The sequence below is a fragment of the Rhodococcus sp. NCIMB 12038 genome, assembly GCF_002165735.1.
Taxonomy (GTDB): Bacteria; Actinomycetota; Actinomycetes; order Mycobacteriales; family Mycobacteriaceae; genus Rhodococcus_F.
In genome coordinates this window covers 257,004-278,588 of the sequence record NZ_NHML01000007.1, presented here as the reverse complement: position 1 = coordinate 278,588, position 21,585 = coordinate 257,004, and the positions used below count along the sequence as shown (strand labels likewise).

The window sequence follows — 21,585 nt, the reverse complement described above, 5'->3', positions numbered from 1 at the left end:
GACGAACGGGGTCAGGACAGGGCTGCTGCCGACCCGGTTCCGCTCTTCGCGTCGGTCTGACACCGGGAGCAGAGCCCCCAGAAGACGACCTCGGCCTCGTCGATCTCGAAACCGTGGGCCTGCGAGGGGTCGAGGCACGGTGCCTCGCCGACGGCGCAGTCCACGTCCACGACGGTCCCGCAGCTGCGGCACACGAGGTGGTGGTGGTTGTCTCCGGTACGGGTTTCGAACCGTGCGGGCGATCCCGCGGGTTCGATACGTCTGAGCAGACCGGCGGCGGTGCACGCCTTGAGGACGTCGTATACCGCCTGGGTGGAGACCGATCCCAGCTCTTCACGAACTACGGCTGCAATGTCGTCGACGTCGGAATGCGGCTGTACTGCAACCGCATTCAACACTGCAACGCGTGGTGCAGTGACACGCAGGCCCACGCCGCGCAGCTGCGCTTTGGGATCTGTGTCGTGTCGCATGTGTTCCAGTATCGCGCCTTTTTGGAATTAGTCAAGAAAAGGATGTGTCGGAGATTGTTGACATGTCGGAAATCTCCGACATAAGCTCGCCCCGTGCCCGACGACGACGTCTTCCTCGCCCTCGCCAACCCGGTGCGACGCCGTCTGCTCGAAATCCTGGCGGACGGACCGCTCACCGCCGGGGACCTCGCGGGCCGGTTCGACCTCAGCCGTCCCGCGGTGGCGGAGCATCTACAGGTGCTCCGCCGGGCCGGACTCGTCCGTGACGAACCGTCCGGACGGCAGCGGCACTACCACCTGACCGCCGAGCCGCTCGCCGACGTCGGCGACTGGCTGCACCCGTTCGAGCGGTTCTGGCGTCACCGCTTGCGCACACTCGCCGACTTCCTCGAGGAGGACTCGTGACCGACCGCACCACCACCCAGATCTCCGTCGACCAGTTCATCGCCGCGCCGCCCGCCAAGGTGTGGCGCGCCCTCACCGAGCCCGACCTGCTGGCCCGCTGGTGGGCCGCGGGCGACGTCGCCGCGACCGTCGGGCACCGGTTCCACCTCGACATGCCCGGCTGGGGCGCCGTCCCCTGTGAAGTGGTCGAGGTCGAGCCCGAGCGGCGCTTCGTCTACACGTTCACCGAGAACTGGACGCTGGTGTGGCGCCTCGTTCCCGAGGGCGCGGGCACGCGCCTGTTCCTCGACCACTCGGGCTTCGACCTCGACGACAAGCGCAGCCGTGACGCGTTCGAGCGGATGGGTCCGGGCTGGCGCGACACCGTGCTGCCGCGCCTCGCAGGCGTCGCCGCGGAGATCGCATAGCGCCAGGCAGTCAGCGCTGCCGCGCGGGCCCGGTGGTCATCCGGCCGTCCGTGATCACGATGCCGTGATGGGTTCCCGGAGTCAGCCAGTCGGCAAGCGTGGGTCCGTCGGCCGCCACGTCCACGCGGGCGTACCGGAAGTGGCCCCGGAGCCGCGCGGACGCCGTCACGAGACCGTGCGCGTCCTCGGCCGGTTGCGCGAACCCCAGCGCTCCGGCGATCGGTAGCCGCGGTCCGCGCGGCCGAGTGCTCGTGGTGACACGCCATGCCCCGGACGCCGCCGCGAAGTTGCCGTGCACGTCGCCGTCGAACTCGGCAGGCACCTTGGGCAGGCTCCAGTGTGCGCGTCCACCGTGTACGGAGGGTTCCGAATCCACGGCGATGAACGGGACCGCCATGCGCGGCAGGACGCCGACCCGACGTCCCGGCGCGCGGAGCACCGGGCTGGCGAGGATTTCCCGGTAGGGGCCGACTGGCGAGTCCAGATAGTCGACCATCATCGCGAGGGTCATCGGCACGGTGGCGCCCTCCGGTCCGAGGGCGCGCGCGGCCGCGGTGCTGCGGTGCCACCACAGCGTCGCGCGAACGGTCGCCGGCCACGGGGGCGGTGAACTCTCGGGCCAGTCGGTGCGCTCGGTGGTCGATTCAGGCACGCTCCACATCGACTGTCTCCCTTCGGTTCACGACCGTCAGCGGAAGCCGCAGCGCACCCGGCGCGTCGGCGGGCACCACCGGATTCCGGGGCGGTGACGGTTCGATACGTACGTATGGCTTGCCCGGTTCGGGCCGGGTGTCGGTCTCACCCTTGTTGGGCCACAGCGCGAATGCGCGCTCGGCCTGGGCGGTGATGGTGAGCGACGGGTTGACGCCGAGGTTCGCGCTCACCACCGACCCGTCGGCCACGTGCAGCCCGTCGTGTCCGTACGCGCGCAGGTAGGGGTCGACGACTCCGGTATCCGGCGAGTCCCCGATGGCGCATCCCCCGAGGAAATGCGCGGTCATCGGAATGTTCACGACGTCGGCGACCGAGCCGCCGGGGTCGCCACCGATCCGCGCGGCCACCTTCCTGATGGCCGTGTGCCCCTGCGGGATCCATTCGGGCGGCGGATCTCCGGGCCCCGGACGGCTGGTGACCGCCCGGCCGAGTCGCCCCTTACCCTTGGCCAGCTCGAGCGAATTGTCGTCGGTCTGCATGACGAGCGCGATCACGGTGCGCTCCGACCAGTGCCGCACCGACAGGCTGCGGGCGAACGCCCCGGGCCGGCTCAGCGCGACGCCCACCGTTTTCAGCAGCCGCGGTGCCCGGCCGCCGCCGTCGCTGAGGACGGTCTGCAGCAAGCCGATCGCGTTGCTGCCTTTGCCGTACCGCACCGGCTCGATGTGGGTGTGATCGTCCGGGTGGAACGAGGACGTGATCGCCACGCCCTTCGTGTAGTCGGTGTCGCGGCTGCGGGCCGTGGCCGCGAGCACCGCCTCCGAGTTGGTGCGCACGACCGAGCCCAGTCTCGGCGACAACCGTGGCAGCGCACCGGATTCCTTCATCGCCAGCAGCAGCCGGGCGGTGCCGTACGTGCCCGCGGCAACCACCACCTGGTCGGCGGTGAACGTGTGCTCCCGCCTGCGGATTCCGTCGGTGCGGCGGGTCCGCAACTCGTACCCACCTCCCGATCGGGGGCGCAACTCCTTCACCGTCGTCAGCGGATGGACCCGGGCGCCCGCCTTCTCCGCGAGGTGGAGGTAATTCTTGACGAGCGTGTTCTTCGCTCCCACACGGCAACCCGTCATGCAACTGCCGCACTCCGTGCACCCCGTGCGGTCGGGACCCTCGCCGCCGAAGAACGGGTCGGCCACCCGCGATCCCGGTTCCCCGAAGAAGACACCCACCGGTGTGGACGTGAACGTCGCACCGGCGCCCATCTCCTCGGCAACCTCGCGCATGACGGCGTCGGCGGGGGTGAACGACGGATTGGCCGTCACCCCCAGCATCCGCTTCGCCTGCTCGTAGTACGGGGCCAGCTCCGACTGCCAGTCGGTGATGTGCGCCCACTGCCGGTCCTCGAAGAAGCGGCGCGGCGGCTGGTACAGCGTGTTCGCGTAGTTCAGCGAACCACCGCCGACCCCGGCGCCTGCCATGACCAGGACGTCGGGGAGGAGGTGGATCCGTTGCACGCCGTAGCAGCCCAGCCAGGGCGCCCACAGGTAGCGTCGCAACCGCCAACTCGTTTCGGGCAGTTCGTCGTCGGCGAAGCGCCTGCCCGCCTCGAGAACACCGACCCGGTACCCCTTCTCGGTGAGCCGGAGCGCCGCGACGCTGCCGCCGAACCCGGAGCCGACCACGACCACGTCGTAGTGCGTCACGCGACGGTCTCCTTCGCCACCTTGCGCCGGGAGACGTAGTTCTCCCGGTCGAAGCGCTGCAACTGCGAGCGGAACTTCCAGGTGAACGTCGGCCACTGGACGGAGTTCCGGCCCTCGGAGTCGTAGTACCAGCTCGAGCAGCCGCCCTTGTTCCAGACGGTGGTCCGCAGATCGGACTGGATGCGGGCGTTGTATCGGCGCTGCGCCTCCTCGGTGACCTCGAACGCGGCGATTCCGTTGTGGTGCATCGCCGTCAACGCGTCGGCGATGTACGCGGACTGCGATTCGAGCATGTAGACGATGGAGCTGTGACCGAGATTGGTGTTGGGCCCGTACATCAGGAACAGGTTGGGGAACCCGGCGACGGTGGTCCCCTTGTACGCGCTCGGGCTCCCGGCCCAGTGCTCGGCGAGGGTGCGGCCGTTCGCACCGCGCAACGCGTGCGCCACCGGCGGTTCCGTCGGCGTGAACCCGGTCGCGAAGATGATGGTGTCGACCTTGTGCTCGTTGCCGACCGCGTCGACGACACCGTCCGCTGTCACCCCGGCGAGTCCGGCGTCGACGAGCGTGACGTCGGGGCGGTCGAGGGTCCGGAGCCAGTCGTTCGACAGCAGCATCCGCTTGCAGCCGATCGTGAATTTCGGTGTGAGCTTCCGCCGCAGTTCCGGGTCCCGCACCTGCCTGCGGAGGTGCATCCGCGCCACCGCCTCGAACACCGGTAGCAGTCCGGTTGCGTGCGCGAGCACCCCGCCCAGCGCTTCCCGGAAGCTGTACACCGACCCGCGTACTACCTTCTGCACCAACGGCAGTCGTCGATAGAGGGCCTTCTCTGCGTCCGGCAGTGCACGGTCTAGTCGGGGGATCACCCAGGCGGGCGTGCGCTGGAACACGGTGAGATGCTCGGCCACCGGCGCGATCTCGGGCACGAACTGCACGGCCGACGCACCGGTGCCGATGACGGCCACGCGTTGACCGGTGAGGTCGTGGTCGTGATTCCACGTCGCCGAATGGAACGTGGTGCCGCCGAAACTCTCCAGCCCGGGCATGTCCGGGACACTGGGCGTCGACAGCGCACCGGTCGCGGCCACCACGACGTCGGCCGTCAGCGTTCCGCGGCTCGTCCGGACGGCCCAGATGGCGGCGTCGTCGTCCCAGTGCGCCTCCTGCAGTTCGCAATCGGTGACTACTCGGGACCGAATACCGGTGTCGTCCGCGACCTTCTTCAGGTAGCGGTGGATCTCGGGCTGGCGGGCGAACGTGTGACTCCAGTCGGCGCTGGGCGCGAACGAGTACGAATACAGCGACGTCGGGACGTCGCACGCGCACCCCGGGTAGGTGTTGTCGCGCCACGTGCCGCCGACGTCGTCGCCGCGCTCGATGATCAGGACGTCGGCGTGCGGCTGCGCCTGCAGGATGCGCGCCGCCAGGCCCAGGCCCGCGAAACCCGCCCCCACGATCAGGGTGTGTACGTGCTGCGGAAGATTCACGTCTTCTCCACCTTCGATTCCCACACGGGCAACAGCCGCGCGCGTAGTGACTGTTCGGCCTCGGGCGTGCGGAACAGTGCCGACACCGCCAGACCGCGAACCAATTCGATACTGAGTTCGATGGCATCGGAGTCGAACCGATCGCCGAACACCTCCGCCGACCCGCGTCGCAGCGCGTCGGTGACCTTCCGCTCCAGCGGGACCGTCGCCTCGAACAGGGCCGGGTCGGTGCGGGCGGCCACCCACAGTTCGAGGGCCGCGTAGAACAGCGGGCCGGAGAAGGCGTCGGCGAGCACCTCGATGCCGCGGCCGGCATCCACCTCGGCGGCGAGGATCTCCTCCATCCGCTTGTCGACGAGATGTTCCACCGCGGCCACCACCAGCGACTCCTTGGTCGGGAAGTGGTGCAACTGCGCGCCGCGCGACACCCCGGCCCGCCGTGCGATGCCCTGCGTCGTTGTGCGGGCGTATCCGAACTCGACCAGGGAGTCGACGGCCGCGTCGAGCAGCTTCGTCCGCATAGCCGCGGTCCGCTCGGCCTGTGTGCGGGTCGTTTTGGCTACTGCCGTGTCAGGGGTCACACCCAGGACTGTAGGCCGAAAAAAGAAAACAGTCCAGACTGACTTTAAGTTGCTGTGAGTACTTGTTAACGTCCGGCGGTTAAGAAGTACTCACGGGCCTCAGGGCACGAGGCGGTACCGCAGCATCATGTCGTGGTCCTCGTGGTCGAGCATGTGGCAGTGCCACACGTACCCCTGCAGGGGATGCGACGACTGCTCCATGTGACCGCCACCGGAGTGATCCATCGTGTGCGCCGCCGACATCCCGAAGGTCGCGTCCGGGTCGAAGCCAAGTTCGTCCGCCGTCGGGAACCGGACGATGATCCGGGTGATCGAGTTCGCGTCCGCGATCACGGTGTCCTTGAACCCCGACTCCCACACCTGCGGCGCCTGGACCGGCCCGACGACGAACGGGTCCGCCGACGGCGTCCACCGCACCCCGACCGCGGGTACCGGGACGGCCTGCATCAGGGCGTTCGTGTCGATCGCCTGCCGACCGATCACCCGGAACGTCACCAGATGCAGATGGATCGGGTGCGGTTCGGGCGTGACGTTGACGATGTTCCACTGCTCGACGGTCCCCTGGCGGGGCATCTCGATGTCGTCGGTCGTGTAGCGCAGGTTGTTCAGCGACATCAGCGGGGACGGCTGACCGGGGCCCTCCGCGAGCTGCATCACCGACACGTTCCGCACGACCGACGGTTGCGCGACGGGCGGAAGCACGGTGAGACCACGACTGCTGCCCCGGAGCGTTTCCGGCACGCCGCCGGTGAACCCGGCGGCCGTGCCGACCCGGAACCGGCAGAACCGCGGCATGATCTGCACGCCGCGTTGAGCGACCTGCGCCGTAATCGGCTCGTCGTTGCGCAGTTCCACCGTCGTACCGGGGGCGAGGGCCCCGAAGTCGACGAGGAGGTCCACCCGCTCCCCCGGTCCGAGCCGGACGTGGTCGGTGGGGACGGGCGCGTCGAGCAGTCCGCCCTCGGCGCCGATCACCCAGAACCTCATCCGGTTCTCGAAGAACAGATTCCACACGCTGAACGACGCCGCGTTCACCATCCGCAGCCGGTACAGACCCCGCGCCACCGCCATCTCCGGCCACACCTTGCCGTTCACCACCCCCACGTCACCGGGGGTGGCGGCCTCCCAGCTGCCCTGCGGATTCAGCGGGTTGGAGCGGACACTCTGCCGTCCGTCGTCGGTGAAGTTCTTGTCCTGCAACACCAGCGGCAGTTCGAACTCGCCCGAGGGCAAGCCGAGGGGGTTGCCGCTCAGACCGGTGTCGTACTCGTCGCGCAGCAGGTACATCCCGGCCAGCCCGGCGTAGATGTTGAGCCGGGTGACGCCCATCGCGTGGTCGTGGTACCAGAGCGCGCAGGCGTCCTGCCGGTTCGGGTATTCGTGCACCATCCCCTGCCCGGGCCGCATCGTGTCCTCGGGGTGTCCGTCGAACTCGGGGGGCGTCCGGCCGCCGTGCAGGTGCAGCGACGTCGGGACCTGGGTGCGGTCCTGCTCGCTCACCCCGTGGATCCGTGGGTCAACGTCGGCGGCGAGCGGGTTGCTCGTGATGTCGTTGCGGTAGGTGAGCGACGTCCGTTCACCGACGTGCGCCTCGATGGTCGGACCCAGGTAGTCCATGCCGCCGTAGCCGAGGGCCGGCGAAGCGGGGAGGTCGGGATGGAACACGTGCATCGTGCTGCTCGCGTGCACCTCGACGGCGGTCCCGCCCAGCACCGGCAGCGGCGGCAACTGTTCCCGGAACGGCTGCAGCGGCGGCGAGGAGAAGACGAACGGCCGCAGCGGATCGATGCCGAACGGGTAGGCACTCGCCGATCCCGCTCCGACGGCACCGAGCCCGGCCGTCAGCGCCAGACCACGCACGAACGACCTACGCGGAATTCGTCCATCCATTCGGTGGAGCCCCCTGCACGATGCGACCAGCGTTGCGACTGGAGCAGCCGACTCGAGTAGCCGACGGTACCCCAACCGTCACCGCTCGCACCCGGTTTACGGGCGCACCGTCGCACGGCGGCCGCCGTCGTGCCAGTCTGACCCCATGACTCGTGCAGTTCCGAAGAACATGGCATGGATCCCCGGGGGCACCTTCTGGATGGGTTCGGAGGACTTCTACCCCGAGGAACGCCCCGTCCACCAGGTGACGGTCGACGGCTTCTGGATGGACGCACACCAGGTCACCGTCGCCGAGTTCCGGCGGTTCGTGAAGGACACCGGCCACGTCACGACCGCCGAGATCGCCCCCGACCCGGCCCAGTACCCGGGCGCGGATCCGGCTCTGCTCGTGCCCGGTTCGCTGGTGTTCACCCCGACCCCCGGCCCGGTGCCCCTCGACGACTTCACCCGCTGGTGGTCGTTCACGCCGGGCGCCGACTGGCGGCACCCGGAAGGTCCGGGCAGCAACGTCGGCGGACGCGAACGCCATCCCGTCACGCACGTGTCGTGGTTCGACGCCCGCGCCTACGCGGAGTGGGCGGGCAAGGACCTGCCGACCGAGGCCGAATGGGAGTTCGCCGCCCGCGGCGGCCTGGACCGGAAGCCGTTCGTCTGGGGCGACGAGCACGAACCGGGTGGCAGGCCCGGCGGCAACGTGTGGCAGGGGCAGTTCCCGTGGGAGAACCTCCTCGAGGACGGGTTCGCCGGGACGTCGCCCGTCGGCCATTTCCGGTCCAACGGTTACGGACTCGGCGACATGGCCGGCAACGTGTGGGAATGGACCAGCGACTACTTCACTGCCGACCACTCCGAGGGCGGCAAGAACGTGGCACCCGCGAGTTCCTGCTGCATTCCGGCGAACCCCCGCATCGACACCGCCGCCGCCCCGGACCCGCACGAGCCGTACGCGCGCCGCGTGATAAAGGGCGGCTCGCATCTCTGCGCACCCAACTACTGCCTCCGCTACCGGCCCTCGGCCCGGCAGGGTGACACCGAGGAGACGTCGACCTGTCACATCGGGTTCCGGTGCATCGTCCGCTCGTGACCGGTCCCCGCGTTCTCACCTCACGCGGATGATGACAACCCGGCCGAATCGGTGTTCGCTCGAAGAGTGCGGTCGACGAAACTATCTGTGGCGCTGGCCAGGGAAGCTCTGGCCGCGCGCACCGAAACGGCTAACGGCTGGCTCCAGGGAACCCCTCCCGGGCGCACGGTCCGGCGGATCATCGACGGCCTCGTGGAGATCGAACTCTTCGACAGGTCCATGACGCTCGCCGCGAAGATCTTCACGTCGGTGCTGCCCGTCATGATCGCGGTGTCGACGGTCAGCGAGTGGAACGTGACGGCCAGAAGTCTCGAAGACCAGTTCGGCTTCGATCCGTCCGTGTTGTCGTCCGCGGTGGGCACCGTGGATCCGACCACCCCGACGTTCGCCGCGTTCGGCGTGTTCGGCCTGTTGATGGTCGCCGTCAGTGGCACGTCGTTCGCGCGGGCGCTCGCACGGATCTACGCGAAGATCTGGAACGTCCCCTCGATCTCCCTGCGCGACGCCTGGCGCTGGCTGGTGGTGCTCTTCGCGGTCGCGCTCTCGACGTCCGCGATCGCCGCCGCGAACCAGCTCACCAATCTGAGGTACTTCGGACTCACCCTCACGCTCGTCGCCGAACTCGCGATCTGGTGGGCGGTGTGGACGCTCTGCCCGTACCTGCTGACGATGGGAACCCTCAAGGGACGCGTCCTCTGGGCCAGCGGCGCGCTGACCGCCGCGGGGCTTACAACCATCCATGCCGGCGGACGTCTCGTCCTTCCCCGGATCACCCAAACCGCGCAACACCAGTTCGGTGCGATCGGACTCGTGTTCACCGCGATCAGCTGGCTGTTCGTCATGTCGGTGGTCATCGTGGCGGCGGCGGTGATCACCAAGGCAGTCGCGCTCGACGAGACCTACATCGGCCGCTATCTGCGAGGACCCGTCAACGGCTCAGAACAATCCACCGAATCCCTTCCCGAGAACGACGGCGCCCATCACGAGTAGCAGCACGCTCATCACTGCGGCGTTGTTGGCCTGCAACCAGACCTTGAGGCTGTCGAGGGTCCCGCGCATCCTGTCGGCGGCCACGGCGTACGCGACCACCGGGACGAGGACGGTAGATCCGGCCAGCACGGTGTACACGACCAGGGCCACCACCTGCTCGGGGCCGCTCACCCCGGAGGTGCCGATCCCGACGCCCGCGGACACACAGAGCAACAGGTTCTTGGGATTGATCGCCGCCAGCGCGAATCCGAGTCCCGTGGACTTCACGAAGTTCAGGTCGTCGATCGCCTGCATCCACTTCGGGGGTTCCGCGTCAGCGTTGCGACTGCGCCACTGCCGTCCCGCGAGCAGGAGCAGCAGCACACCCAGAACGACTTTCACCCACGACGTCGTCGCGGAGGGGCCGTCGGCATCGGATGTGTCGACGCTGCCGGCGAGGAGCACGAAGATCCCTGTCGCGACGACGATGCCCAGGATCCAGCCGACACCGAAGCCCACGCTCGCCCCGCCCGCACGCTTCGACAGCAGCATCAGGATGACGGCGATGATCGGTATCGGCGAGATCGCGACACCCACGGCGAGCGGTAGCAGTTCTCCGATGACTGAGCCCATGTCCGAACCGTAGGGGTCGCGCGGCCGTGTCCGCCTCGCACGTCCCGGGTGAGGTGAGCGGCAATGTGTGTGGGAGGACGCTTTGCCACTCACCTGGGGGTCAGGACAGCACCCGCGCAGCGAACGCGAGGGACTCCGGCATGGAGGCGATCAGCGACCCGCGATGGTCCTCACCGACGAGTTGCTGGAATTCGGCGTTCACCCCGTGCTGCCGCATCTCGGCGAGCTGCGCCCACGTCAACGGAATCGGCACCGACGCGTCGGACAGGCTGTGCACCACCCGCAGGGGCCGGTCGAAGCCGTCGACGGGTACCTGCTGCATCTCCCGGAACAGCTCCCGGAACTGCTCGTTCCACAGGGGCGCCGCGAACAGGTCGCCGACCGACGTGGGGTGGTCGAGCAGGTACCGGCCGAGTTCGCGGCTGCACGTCACCTTCGCGAACTCCATCAGGTCGAGTCCCGTCGGCGACAGGTACCGCCGGATGTCGACCTCGGGACGCTGGTCGTCGATACCGGCGAGGGTCAGCAGCGCGTAGTTCACGATTCCGGATGTCGGCAGATCCGGAACCGCCGGACCCCCGGCGGGGAAGAGCTGTTCGAGGTGGGTCGGCGCGGCCACGGCGACGGCGCCCCGAAAGTCGAGCGCGGGTGCCCGGGTGGTGGCCTCGCGGGCGGCGAAGTAGGTCGCCTGCCCGCCCTGCGACAGTCCGGTGACGATCCACCGGTCGGCGAGCACGTCGCCGTAGACCTCGTGCGCGGCGAGGACGACGTCGACAGCGTTCGCGGCGGCCGCCGGACCGTCCAGATAAGCGTTGACACCCGGTGTGCCGATTCCCGCGTAATCCGTTGCCGCGACGGCATACCCGGCGGCGAGCCACTGCTCGATCGCGGGCAGCTCGACGTAGTTGAATCCGGCGACGGACGGCGCGCACTGGTCGGCGACACCGACGGTGCCATGGGCGTAGGACACCACCGGCCAGCCGCCGGCGGGCGGGTCGCCACGGGGAAGGAAGACCGATCCGGTCGATTCACCGGTCGCGGTCGAGGTACGCAGGGTGGAGTAGCGCACCCGGACGCTGTCGCCCGCCTGGGCGGGGACCGCGGCGGGGGGCAACTGCTCCTGCGACAACAGGATCCCGGGCGGCTGCGCGGAGACCTCACTCGCGCCGGTGAGCAGCAGCAGAACCGTCGCCACCGCGGCCCCGACCACTCTCATCGGCCCAGTATCCACCCGCAACCGACACGTGAGTGGCAAAGCGTGCGGGAGCACACTTTGCCACTCACGTGGGGGGAGAGCTAGACGAGCAGTTCGGCGATCTGAATGGTGTTGAGGGCGGCACCCTTACGCAGGTTGTCGCCGGACACGAACAGCGCGAGCCCGCGGCCCTCCGGAACACCCGGATCCTGACGGATCCGCCCGACCAGCGACGGGTCGCTGCCCGCGGCCTGGAGCGGGGTGGGGACGTCCACGAGCTGCACGCCGGGAGCCTTCGACAGGATCTCCTGCGCGCGTTCCACCGACAGCGGACGCTCGAACTCGGCGTTGATCGACAACGAGTGGCCCGTGATCACGGGGACGCGGACGCACGTGCCCGACACCAGCAGGTCGGGCAGTCCGAGGATCTTGCGGCTCTCGTTGCGGAGCTTCTGGTCCTCGTCCGTCTCACCGCTGCCGTCGTCGACGAGCGAGCCGGCCAACGGCAGCACGTTGAACGCGATCGGTGCGACGTACTTGTTCGGGGCCGGGAAGTCGACGGCGCTGCCGTCGTGGACCAGCTTCTCCGCGTCGCCGATGACGGCGCGGGCCTGGCCCACCAGCTCCTCGACACCGGCGATGCCGCTGCCGGACACGGCCTGGTAGCTCGACACGATGAGACGCTGCAGTCCGGCCTCGTCGTGCAGGACCTTCAGCACCGGCATCGCGGCCATCGTGGTGCAGTTGGGGTTGGCGATGATGCCCTTCGGCGGGTTCTTCGCCTGCTCCGGGTTCACCTCGCTGACGACCAGCGGAACGTCGGGGTCCTTGCGGAACGCCGAAGAGTTGTCGACGACGGTGGCACCGGCCGCCGCGAAGCGCGGGGCCTGCTCACGGGACAGCGTGGCACCGGCCGAGAACAGGGCGATGTCGATGCCCTTCAGGTCCTCGTCGGACGTCGCGGACGCGTCCTCGACGACGATCTCCTCACCGCGGAACGGCAGCTTCTTGCCCGCCGACCGCGCGGAGGCGAAGAACCGCACCTTGTCCGCGGGGAAATTGCGTTCCTCGAGGAGGGTGCGCATGACGATGCCGACCTGTCCGGTCGCACCGACGACAGCGATGGTGGTCATGATTACCGTCCCGTTCCTGCGTGCACGACGGCTTCTTCGTCGCCGCCGAGCTCGAATGCATCGTGGATCGCCTTCACGGCCTTGTCCAGCTCCACGTCCTTGACGAGCACCGAGATGCGGATCTCCGACGTGGAGATGAGGTCGATGTTGACACCGGCCTTCGCGAGCGCCTCACAGAACGTCGCGGTGACGCCGGGGTGGCTCTTCATGCCGGCACCGACCAGCGACACCTTGCCGATGTGGTCGTCGAACAGCACCTGCGTGAAGCCGATCTCGCCCTGCAGCTTCGTCAGCTTCTCGACCGCCCGCGGTCCGTCGGCCGTCGGCAGGGTGAACGTGATGTCCGTCTTGCCGGTCTCGACCTTCGAAATGTTCTGCAGCACCATGTCGATGTTGATCTCCGCCTCGGCCACCGCGCGGAAGACCTGCGCGGCGTAACCCGGGGTGTCGGGCAGGCCGACGACGGTGATCTTGGACTCGCCGCGATCGTGCGCGACTCCGGTGATGATTGCCTCTTCCACGGGGATGTCCTCCATCGATCCGGACACGATGGTGCCCGGCTTGGTCGTGTATGACGAACGGACGTGCACAGGCACGTTGTATCGGCGGGCGTACTCGACGCAGCGGAGCATGAGCACCTTCGCGCCGCACGCCGCGAGTTCGAGCATCTCCTCGAACGACACCGTCTCGAGCCGCTGCGCGTCGGGAACGATGCGCGGGTCGGCGGTGAAGATGCCGTCGACGTCGGTGTAGATCTCGCAGACGTCGGCCTCGAGGGCTGCGGCGAGGGCCACCGCGGTGGTGTCCGAACCGCCGCGCCCGAGGGTCGTCACGTCCTTGCTGTCCTGGCTGACGCCCTGGAATCCGGCGACGAGGACGATCGAGCCCTCGTCGAGCGCATCCCGGACGCGGCCCGGTGTGACGTCGATGATCTTGGCGTTGCCGTGAGCACCGGTGGTGATGACGCCCGCCTGCGAGCCCGTGAACGAACGGGCCTCCGCACCGAGCGAATGAATCGCCATTGCGACGAGAGAATTGGAAATGCGCTCACCGGAGGTCAGCAGCATGTCCATTTCGCGGGCGGGTGGGGCTGGGCACACCTGCTGAGCCAGATCGAGCAGCTCATCAGTGGTGTCCCCCATCGCTGAAACCACGACGACGACATCGTTGCCGGCCTTCTTGGTCTCGACGATCCGTTCAGCCACTCGTCGGATTCTCTCGGCGGTTGCCACCGAGGATCCGCCGTACTTCTGGACGACGAGAGCCACGCGTTTCTACCTCCAGGTCGATGAATCTGTACTGGTCCAGCTGTCGAGCTTACCGGCGGAGTCCAATCTGATCCCGGGTGAGTCCGTTCGGCGGCCTATCCGAACGCCGTGTTCGCGGCGTCCGCGACCCTCGCCACGGCGGCGCAGTTCGGGCCGTGAACAGTGACGACTGCACCCGCGTGGCCGAGCCTGCGGGTGAACTCGTCGACACCCGCCCCTGGCCGTGTGATGTCGATCGGCTCACCCATCGGGCTCGTCCACCGGCACCGGTCGCCGACCGTCTCCGGCACGGCGGGAACGGGTGGTCTGTTTTCCTTCACCGGCGACATCGTGAACGACACGGTCACCTCGCTCCCGGGCACCCGATTCGGGTTCGGGAACAGGACGCAGTCGAACGGAGCGGGCGGCGACTCCGGATCGACGACGCGTCCGCCCGCCGTGGTCCCCAGCACGTCGAGGACTTCGCAGGGGTCGTGGACGGCGAGCGCCACCTGATCCGGGGAACCGGCGTCGCGCGCGGGCAGCCCCGACCGCATCCTGTCGAGCGCCGAGTCCAGCACCGCGTCGGCCAGCGGGCAGGCGTCCTGGCCCGCGCCGATTCCGGCGCGGACGGTCGCAGGCGGCCCTCCCACCTGTTCGTCACCGGTTCCCAGGGGTAGCCGGAAGACCCGCTCGCACGTCCCGCGAGCCAGGTCGGCGCCCGCGCCGCGGTAGACGGTCACCCCGTCCACCGTCTCCGGCCGCGTCAGCGACTGTTCGGACAGCATCGACGGCAGCAGGGACAACTCCACATAGGTGCTCGCGCCGTCGGGCCGTGTCATCAGCGCCGAGCACACCGGCAGTTGCACGGCCGATCCGTACTGCTGGACCGTCCCGGCGTGCCGCACCACCGCCTCGTCGAGCAGCCCGCACGGATCGGCGGCGCGGAGCGCATCCTCGACGTGGACGTGCCGTTGCTGGTCCGGACTCAGTTCCTGCAGCGGGGACGCCCCCGCGGTTCCCGACACGCTGTGCGCGCACCCGGACGTGATCGCGGCGCACAGCAGCGCCGCGGCGACCTTCTTCACCCGATCCCCCCTCGAATCGGCCCGAACACTACCGCCGATTCACGTCCCGCGGATCACGCGGTCTTCACGATCGGCGGGATCTCGAACGTGCCGTCGAACACCTCGGTCCGGGGGCTGTACATCCGCAGCATCGGCCGGAATCCGGCGGCCGGTGTGGGCAGCCAGTTGGCGCGGGCGACCGGGTCGGCCGGAGCGGTGGCGCCGAGCGTGATGGTCAGCGAACCGTCGTCGGCGAACACCAGTCCCGGCGTGCGGTCGCCGATCGAGTAGCGGTCGATCGGATTGTCGACGAGGAAGAACTCCGGGAGGTCGTACATGGTGATCGACCAGAACGCGTCGACGGGCGGGGTCGGCGCGAACGTGAGGGTGTAGGTGTGTTCGCCGGAGAGTTCGTTGCCTTCGCTGTCGTGGTAGATCGGCGCGTACGCGGCCTCGTAGCCGTGGTTGCCCCACAGTCCCGCCATCGCGGGCCCGGCCCGCAGGCCCAGCGCCTCCGAGCGGTCCTCGATCCGCCACTCGGGTGAGTCCACGGTGCCGACCTCGAAGAAGTCGTCGTTGTAGTCGAAGGCGTGGTACATCAACTGCCAGCCGTTGACGATCGCCGCACCGCCACCCGATTTCAGTGCGGCTACGAGCGATCGGTGGCCCGCCTCGGCTCCCGCCGTCAGGACGGACGCGAGATCCGGCGGAGCCTCGAGGTACGGCGACGCCCCGGTCTCGAGCAACCCGAGTGGGGCGAACATCTGCTCGGCGATCAGGTCCTGCGCGGCCGGCGGGTACGCCTGCGAGTACACCCGCAGCTTCTCCCAGAACCGAAGGTCCTCGGGGACGTTCGGGTCGGGCACGGGCAGACCCTTCGCCGGTTCCCGGTCTCCGACGGGTTCCAGCGTGAGGGCCGACTGCAGTGCGTTCACCCGCTCGAGGTCGTCCACGCCGTCGCAGGCCCAGCGGCCGACGATGGTGCCGACCGCGGTGGGGAACGCGATCCGCGTCGCGCCGGCGGGGATCTCGCCGGACCACCCGGGGCCGGTCAGCAGATACCGGCCGGCCGCCGTTCCCGTCGCGCGTTTGCCGACGTACGCGAAATTGTCGGTCCACGCGTCGACGAACTGCAGCACGTAGTACGCGCCGCCGCTGTCGGGCACCCGCAGCAGTTGCGGTCCGTGGCCGAGGTCGATCTGGGCGATCGAGTAGACGGTGTCGTTGTTGACCGAGACGAAGGTGTCCCGCGGCCCGGCGAGGGTGCGGGCGTGACTGAACGTGTTGAACGGTGCGGGCGCGAGGCTCCCCATCCCGTCCGCCACGAAGCGGTTCACCTGGTCGAGGTCGAACACCAGCGGGAAACCGTACACCCACGCCTTCGCGGCGAGTTCCTGCAATTCCGTGCTGACGGTCACGAATCCTCCTCTGGCCGTTCCCTGCTCGTATCGGCAAGTGCTTCCCGCACGGTCGGGTACAGGCCGACGGGTGAAGTTCGGGAGCCCGCCCGGCGCATCGTGTCGCGGAACTGACCGATGTCGCGGGCCACCCGGAGGTCGACGCCCTTGCGTTTCAAGGCGTCGCGTAGTTGCACGAGCATCTGCGCCGCACTGACGTCGATGAACGGGGACGTCTCCGCGTCGAGCACGATCGTCCTGGTGCCTTCGGTGCACAGTTCTTCGATGCGGTCCTTCACGTGATCGGCGTTGGCGAAGAACAATCCGGACTCGACCCGTACGACCACCACGTGCGGGGTGGCGGGCAGTTCGGGGTGGCGTTCGGCGTCCACCCACAGCGACCCGTCCTTCACGAGCGCCACGACGTGGGGGCGGGAGGCCCGGTAGAGCAGCAGGAGCATGGAGACGCCGATGCCGATGACCAGGCCGGGCAGGGTGTCGAAGAGCAGGACGCCCAGCATCGCCGCGAGTGCCGCCGCGAAGTCGGCGCGCGCGGCGTGGCCGTAAATGCTGCCCAGCCGCCGCGTCCACACCCCGTACAGCCTGCGGAGCGCGGCGATGTCGACGAGTTCGATGACGGCGGCGATCACCACCGCGGCCAGGGTCGCCTCGGGCAGCTTCTCGAAGAGTCCGGTGAGGAACAGCAGCGTGACCACGGTCAGTGCGGCGACGACGAGTCCGCTGACCTGAGATTTCGCACCCGCCCCACCGTTCACCGCCGTCTTCGAGAGGCTGCCGTTGACCACCATCCCCGAGCACAGGCCGGAACCGAGGTTTGCGGTGCCGAGGCCGAGAAGTTCCCGGTTCGCATCGATCTCGTAGCCTTCCTTCGCCGCGTACGTCTTCGCGGCACCGAGACCTTCGGCGAAGCCGATCAGCAGCACACCGACCGCCGGACCCAGCAGGTCCACGTAGTCGTCGAACCCGACTCCGGCCGGCAATCCGAGCGCGGGAAGACCCGGATCGATGTGCCCGACGATGTCGACGCCCCGGTCGTCCAACCCGAACAGCGACACCGCCGCGATCCCGAGGAGCACGGCGAGCAGCGATCCCGGGACCAGCGGCAGCCACCGTTTGAACCCGAGCACCACCACCAGGCTGAGACCGCCGACGACGAGCGTTAGCCCGTGCGTGTCCCCGAGATGTGTGAGCACCCCCCAGGCCTGTTCGAAGAAGTTGCCCTTCGCCTTCTCCACCCCGAACAGCGCGGGCACCTGTCCGATGATGATGGTGAGGGCGAGGCCGACGATGAAGCCCTTCAGCACCGGCTCGGAGATGAACGAGGCGATGAATCCGAGGCGCAGCAGACCGGCCAGCAGCCCCGCGATCCCGGTGGCGATCGCGAGGACGGCGGACAGCGCCGCATACTTTCCGCCGTCCGCACCGGCCAGCGGCGCGACGATCGCCGCCGACAGGGCGGCGGTCGCCGACATCGGGCCCACCACGAGGTGACGCGAACTGCCTGCCGCCGCGTACAGGATCAGCGCAGGGACCGCCGCGTAGAGGCCGACGACCGGTGGCACTCCCGCGATGGTCGCGTAGGCCAGTGCCTCCGGGACGAGCACCGCCCACACGGTCAGGCCCGCGATCACGTCGGGCCTGACCCACCCCCGTCGGTAGTCGCGCAGCGAGCCGAAGACCGGCCAGGCGCCGGTCGCGGACTTCACCACGTCATCCGGCTACCCTGTCGGTGTCCCAGGTGGTGACCGCCCAGATCACGACGACGTCGAGTGCGATGATCAGAATGGACCACAGCGGGTAGTAGGGCAGCCACAGGAAATTGGCGAGGATCGACAGCGCGGCGATGCAGACCGCGACGACGCGAGCCCACGTGGCACCCGTCATCAGTCCGATCGCACTGATGGCCAGGACGACGCCCAGCACGATGTGGATCCAGCCCCACGTGGTGGTGTCGAACTGGTAGGTGTACTGGACGCCGATGACCAGCAGGTCGTCGGACGCGACTGCGGCGATGCCCTGGAAGAACGAGATCACACCGACGGTCAGCAGCAATATCGCCGCTGCCAGTGAAGTTCCTGCTGCAAAACCCTGTTTCACAGGGCTGTCCGTCCTGGACTCCGGGGTAGTCGTCATGTCCATGCCCTTCTCGAAAGTGTGTTTGCGAACAGTCGAATCGTCCGGCCCCGGGCGGTGGGGGGCATCATCCGCGCCGGGTGATCCTCATCTGCAACGGATGATGTGACGCCGACGCCGCGGTGCAAGAGTCGAATCGGGGCATCCCGGAAGGCCGGCCGTTGCGAAGGGACACGCGATGATCGATCCGCAGGACGCATCCGGCGCGGAGCCGGACTCTCGGTGGTCGATGCCGCGGGGCCTGATCGTGATCCTCGGACTCGCCGCGCTCGTCATCACCGTGGCCGGGATCGAAGTGGCGGCATCGATCCTCGCCCCGATCTTCCTCGCCCTCATGCTCACCGTCGCGGTCCACCCGCTCCCCGTATGGCTTCACCGGAAGGGCGTCCCGCCGTGGCTCGCGACGATCGTCGCGATCGTGGTCGTCAACGGCATCCTCGTCGTACTCGTGCTGTCGCTGGCGCTGTCGGTCGCGCAACTCGCCACGCTGCTCCCGCAGTACGCGGACGACTTCACGTCCCTCATCGACAGCGCCCAGAGCTTCCTGAACAGCCACGGCGTGAACTCCACCAGCGCCCAGACTTTGCTCTCCCAGGTGGATTACACCAAGGTGTTCGGTTTCGTGGACGGCATCCTGCAGGCGATGCTGGGAATCTTCTCGAACCTGCTGTTCCTCGCCGCGCTCCTGCTGTTCATGGCCGTAGACGGAAGCTCCTACGGTTCGCGGATGAGCATCGTCACGCGGATGCGCCCCGACATCGCCACCGCCCTCTCCGCCTTCTCCCTCGGCACCCGCAAGTACCTGGTCGTCACCACGGTCTTCGGATTGATCGTCGCCGTCATCGACACCGGGGCACTGTGGGCGTTGGGGATTCCATTGCCGATCCTGTGGGGTCTGCTGTCGTTCATCACCAACTACATCCCGAACGTCGGCTTCATTCTCGGACTCGTCCCGCCGGCCCTGCTGGCGCTGCTCCAGGGCGGTCCGGGACTGATGCTGACCGTCATCGTCGTGTACAGCGTCATCAACGTCATCATCCAGTCCGTGATCCAGCCGAAGTTCGTCGGGGACGCGGTCGGCCTGTCCGTGACGTTCACGTTCCTGTCGCTGGTGTTCTGGACGTGGATCCTCGGACCCCTCGGCGCGATCCTCGCCATCCCGCTGACCCTGATGGCGAAGGCACTGCTGATCGACATCGACCCGTCCACGAGGTGGGTGAACACGATTCTCAGCGACTCCCCCACACCCCCGGCACCGATCACCGCCCCCACCACACCGCGACACGAGAAGGAAGAACAATGACACCCGACTTCTCCGACACCACCGATTTCGAAGACGCCGACCGCGGTTTCGTCGACCGCCTCGACCCCTGCACCGTCACGGACGCGGACGGTCGCACGGTGTGGGACATGCAGGAGTACGCGTTCCTGTCCGGCGACTGCCCGGACACCGCCGACCCGAGTCTGTGGCGCCAGTCGCAACTGTGCGCGAAGGACGGGTTGTACGAGGTCACCGAGGGCATCTACCAGCTACGCGGAATCGACCTGTCCAACATGACGATCGTCGAAGGCGAGACAGGCGTCCTGGTGATCGACCCGCTCATCTCGCAGGAGACCGCGGCCGCGGCGCTCGCGCTGTACCGGAAGAACCGGGGCGACCGGCCCGTCACCGGGGTCCTCTACACGCACTCCCACATCGATCACTTCGGCGGCGTCGTCGGCGTACTCCCGGACGGTCGCGGCGACGTCCCGATCTTCGCGCCCGAAGGGTTCCTCGAGCACGCGGTCTCCGAGAACATCTACGCCGGAACGGCAATGGGCAGGCGCGCCACCTACATGTACGGACCACTGCTGCTGAAGGGTCCGCGCGGGCACCTCGGTGCGGGGCTCGGAACGAACACGTCGACCGGAAGGCCGGGGCTGATTCCGCCGACCGTCGACATCACCCACACCGGCCAGGAGGAGACCGTCGACGGCATCCGGATCCTCTTCCAGGTGACGCCGGGAACGGAGGCGCCCGCCGAGATGAACTTCCTGTTCCCCGACCACCGGGCGCTGTGCATGGCCGAGAACGCCACCCATAACCTGCACAATCTCCTCACGTTGCGCGGCGCGTTGGTCCGCGATCCCCGCGCCTGGTCGCGGTACCTCGACCAGGCGATCGAGATGTTCGACGGCGGTTACGACGTCGCGTTCGCCTCCCACCACTGGCCGACGTGGGGTCGGGACCGGGTGGTGAAATTCCTGTCGGAGCAGCGCGACCTGTACCAGTACCTGCACGACCAGACCCTGCGGATGCTCAACGCGGGACTGACCGGGATCGAGATCGCCGAAGACTTCCCGCTGCCACCCGCCCTCGAATCCGCCTGGCACGCACGCGGTTACTACGGGTCGGTCAGCCACAACGTGAAGGCGATCTACCAGCGGTACATGGGCTGGTTCGACGGCAACCCGACGTCGCTGTGGCAGCATCCGCCCGAAAGCGTGGCCACCCGCTACGTCGAGTGCATGGGCGGCCAGGGCGAGGTCCGGTCGAAGGCGACGCAGTACCTCGAGCGCGGAGATCTGCGGTTCGCCGCCGAACTGCTCAAGCACGCCGTGTTCGCCGACCCCTCCGACGATGCGGCCAAGGAACTGCTGGCCCGCACGTACGAGCAACTCGGGTTCGGCGCGGAGAACGCCACGTGGCGCAACTTCTACCTCACCGGGGCACTCGAACTGCGCGGCGGCATCACCACCCCGCCGCTCAGCGACCTCGGCGCGGACATGCTGAGCGCCCTGACGATCGACCAGATCTTCGACTCCGTCGCCCTCCGCATCAACGGCCCGCGAGCCTGGGACGCCACCCTCGTCGCGGAGTGGCACTTCACCGAACCCGAAGCGCACTACCGGACGACGCTGTCCAACGGCGCGCTCATCCAGACGGTCGCGCCGAGGACCGCGGCGCAACCGGACGTCACTCTGACCCTGACGAAGATGCAGTTGCTCGCCCTGTTCGCCGGCCGGGGTCTGGAGGGCATCGAGGTGACGGGTGACCCGTCGAAACTCCTCGCGCTCACCGAATTGCTCGACCCACCCGACAACGTGTTCCCGATCGTCACGCCGTAGG

General features: G+C 68.4%; 20 protein-coding genes. 6 read left to right on the top strand and 14 right to left on the bottom strand.

The features are described 5' to 3' along the window. Positions 1-11: 11 nt before the first annotated feature. Complete coding sequence (locus tag CA951_RS13115; RefSeq protein ID WP_087557253.1) at positions 12-470, bottom strand: Fur family transcriptional regulator; 459 nt, start codon at positions 468-470, stop codon at positions 12-14. 93 nt (positions 471-563) lie between these two features. On the opposite strand from CA951_RS13115, the gene CA951_RS13110 reads away from it, so the two are divergent. Both CA951_RS13110 and CA951_RS13105 read left to right on the top strand, forming a co-directional pair. Continuing rightward, positions 564-875: a helix-turn-helix transcriptional regulator gene (locus CA951_RS13110; RefSeq protein ID WP_087557252.1), complete on the top strand. Its 312-nt coding sequence runs from the start codon at positions 564-566 to the stop codon at positions 873-875. Then, entirely contained in the window at positions 872-1,282 is a 411-nt protein-coding gene (locus tag CA951_RS13105) for an SRPBCC domain-containing protein (RefSeq protein WP_087557251.1), read from the top strand. Before CA951_RS13110 ends, CA951_RS13105 begins: the two co-directional genes overlap by 4 nt. 10 nt (positions 1,283-1,292) lie before the next feature. On the opposite strand, the gene CA951_RS13100 is transcribed toward CA951_RS13105, so the two are convergent. From CA951_RS13100 to CA951_RS13080, 5 genes are all read right to left on the bottom strand, one after another. Continuing rightward, complete coding sequence (locus tag CA951_RS13100) at positions 1,293-1,943, bottom strand: hypothetical protein (RefSeq protein WP_087557250.1); 651 nt, start codon at positions 1,941-1,943, stop codon at positions 1,293-1,295. Next, positions 1,927-3,639, bottom strand: a complete 1,713-nt coding sequence (locus tag CA951_RS13095; protein WP_087557249.1) for a GMC family oxidoreductase — start codon at positions 3,637-3,639, stop codon at positions 1,927-1,929. The genes CA951_RS13100 and CA951_RS13095 overlap by 17 nt, the downstream gene beginning before the upstream one ends. Continuing rightward, on the bottom strand, positions 3,636-5,126 hold the full coding sequence (locus CA951_RS13090) for an NAD(P)/FAD-dependent oxidoreductase (protein ID WP_087557248.1): 1,491 nt from the start codon (positions 5,124-5,126) through the stop codon (positions 3,636-3,638). Before CA951_RS13090 ends, CA951_RS13095 begins: the two co-directional genes overlap by 4 nt. Continuing rightward, a complete protein-coding gene (locus CA951_RS13085) occupies positions 5,123-5,647 on the bottom strand; it encodes a TetR/AcrR family transcriptional regulator (RefSeq protein ID WP_087557247.1) in 525 nt (174 codons plus the stop codon). Before CA951_RS13085 ends, CA951_RS13090 begins: the two co-directional genes overlap by 4 nt. Before the next feature lie 159 nt (positions 5,648-5,806). Further along, positions 5,807-7,597, bottom strand: coding sequence for a multicopper oxidase family protein (locus CA951_RS13080; protein ID WP_087557246.1), 1,791 nt, complete (start codon positions 7,595-7,597; stop codon positions 5,807-5,809). Positions 7,598-7,742: 145 nt separating this feature from the next. Here CA951_RS13080 and CA951_RS13075 point away from each other — a divergent pair, with 145 nt between their 5' ends. Both CA951_RS13075 and CA951_RS13070 read left to right on the top strand, forming a co-directional pair. Continuing rightward, a complete protein-coding gene (locus CA951_RS13075; protein WP_087557245.1) occupies positions 7,743-8,681 on the top strand; it encodes a formylglycine-generating enzyme family protein in 939 nt (312 codons plus the stop codon). 87 nt (positions 8,682-8,768) lie between these two features. Then, positions 8,769-9,671 (top strand): hypothetical protein, encoded by a 903-nt coding sequence (locus CA951_RS13070; protein ID WP_179220184.1) that lies wholly within the window; start codon positions 8,769-8,771, stop codon positions 9,669-9,671. Here CA951_RS13070 and CA951_RS13065 read toward each other — a convergent pair. The 8 genes from CA951_RS13065 to CA951_RS13030 form a co-directional block, all read right to left on the bottom strand. Next, positions 9,618-10,283, bottom strand: coding sequence for a GAP family protein (locus tag CA951_RS13065; RefSeq protein ID WP_087557243.1), 666 nt, complete (start codon positions 10,281-10,283; stop codon positions 9,618-9,620). The two genes, CA951_RS13070 and CA951_RS13065, sit on opposite strands and share 54 nt — an antisense overlap. Positions 10,284-10,383: 100 nt before the next feature. Beyond that, positions 10,384-11,499: a S9 family peptidase gene (locus CA951_RS13060; protein ID WP_087557242.1), complete on the bottom strand. Its 1,116-nt coding sequence runs from the start codon at positions 11,497-11,499 to the stop codon at positions 10,384-10,386. 80 nt (positions 11,500-11,579) lie between these two features. Continuing rightward, entirely contained in the window at positions 11,580-12,611 is a 1,032-nt protein-coding gene (locus tag CA951_RS13055) for an aspartate-semialdehyde dehydrogenase (RefSeq protein WP_087557241.1), read from the bottom strand. 2 nt (positions 12,612-12,613) lie between these two features. Then, a complete protein-coding gene (locus CA951_RS13050; protein WP_005248517.1) occupies positions 12,614-13,879 on the bottom strand; it encodes an aspartate kinase in 1,266 nt (421 codons plus the stop codon). A 95-nt stretch (positions 13,880-13,974) separates the two neighbouring features. Further along, complete coding sequence (locus CA951_RS13045) at positions 13,975-14,946, bottom strand: hypothetical protein (protein ID WP_087557240.1); 972 nt, start codon at positions 14,944-14,946, stop codon at positions 13,975-13,977. A 53-nt stretch (positions 14,947-14,999) separates the two neighbouring features. Continuing rightward, entirely contained in the window at positions 15,000-16,343 is a 1,344-nt protein-coding gene (locus CA951_RS13040; protein ID WP_087557239.1) for a DUF1254 domain-containing protein, read from the bottom strand. Beyond that, a complete protein-coding gene (locus CA951_RS13035) occupies positions 16,340-18,052 on the bottom strand; it encodes a SulP family inorganic anion transporter (RefSeq protein WP_087557238.1) in 1,713 nt (570 codons plus the stop codon). Before CA951_RS13035 ends, CA951_RS13040 begins: the two co-directional genes overlap by 4 nt. A 1-nt stretch (position 18,053) precedes the next feature. Beyond that, positions 18,054-18,482 (bottom strand): hypothetical protein, encoded by a 429-nt coding sequence (locus CA951_RS13030; protein WP_087557237.1) that lies wholly within the window; start codon positions 18,480-18,482, stop codon positions 18,054-18,056. A gap of 172 nt (positions 18,483-18,654) precedes the next feature. Here CA951_RS13030 and CA951_RS13025 point away from each other — a divergent pair, with 172 nt between their 5' ends. Then, on the top strand, positions 18,655-19,779 hold the full coding sequence (locus CA951_RS13025; RefSeq protein WP_087557236.1) for an AI-2E family transporter: 1,125 nt from the start codon (positions 18,655-18,657) through the stop codon (positions 19,777-19,779). Then, entirely contained in the window at positions 19,776-21,584 is a 1,809-nt protein-coding gene (locus CA951_RS13020) for an alkyl/aryl-sulfatase (RefSeq protein WP_087557235.1), read from the top strand. The genes CA951_RS13025 and CA951_RS13020 overlap by 4 nt, the downstream gene beginning before the upstream one ends. The last annotated feature ends 1 nt before the right edge of the window (position 21,585 follow it).

Excerpts from the sequence above, each read along its gene's own strand:
- CA951_RS13115 (WP_087557253.1), bottom strand. The coding sequence starts at position 470 with ATGCGACACGACACAGATCCCAAAGCGCAGCTGCGCGGCGTGGGCCTG.
- CA951_RS13080 (WP_087557246.1), bottom strand. The coding sequence starts at position 7,597 with ATGGATGGACGAATTCCGCGTAGGTCGTTCGTGCGTGGTCTGGCGCTG.
- CA951_RS13085 (WP_087557247.1), bottom strand. The coding sequence starts at position 5,647 with ATGCGGACGAAGCTGCTCGACGCGGCCGTCGACTCCCTGGTCGAGTTC.
- CA951_RS13060 (WP_087557242.1), bottom strand. The coding sequence starts at position 11,499 with ATGAGAGTGGTCGGGGCCGCGGTGGCGACGGTTCTGCTGCTGCTCACC.
- CA951_RS13030 (WP_087557237.1), bottom strand. The coding sequence starts at position 18,482 with ATGGACATGACGACTACCCCGGAGTCCAGGACGGACAGCCCTGTGAAA.
- CA951_RS13025 (WP_087557236.1), top strand. The coding sequence starts at position 18,655 with ATGATCGATCCGCAGGACGCATCCGGCGCGGAGCCGGACTCTCGGTGG.
- CA951_RS13055 (WP_087557241.1), bottom strand. The coding sequence starts at position 12,611 with ATGACCACCATCGCTGTCGTCGGTGCGACCGGACAGGTCGGCATCGTC.
- CA951_RS13020 (WP_087557235.1), top strand. The coding sequence starts at position 19,776 with ATGACACCCGACTTCTCCGACACCACCGATTTCGAAGACGCCGACCGC.
- CA951_RS13065 (WP_087557243.1), bottom strand. The coding sequence starts at position 10,283 with ATGGGCTCAGTCATCGGAGAACTGCTACCGCTCGCCGTGGGTGTCGCG.
- CA951_RS13100 (WP_087557250.1), bottom strand. The coding sequence starts at position 1,943 with ATGTGGAGCGTGCCTGAATCGACCACCGAGCGCACCGACTGGCCCGAG.
- CA951_RS13075 (WP_087557245.1), top strand. The coding sequence starts at position 7,743 with ATGACTCGTGCAGTTCCGAAGAACATGGCATGGATCCCCGGGGGCACC.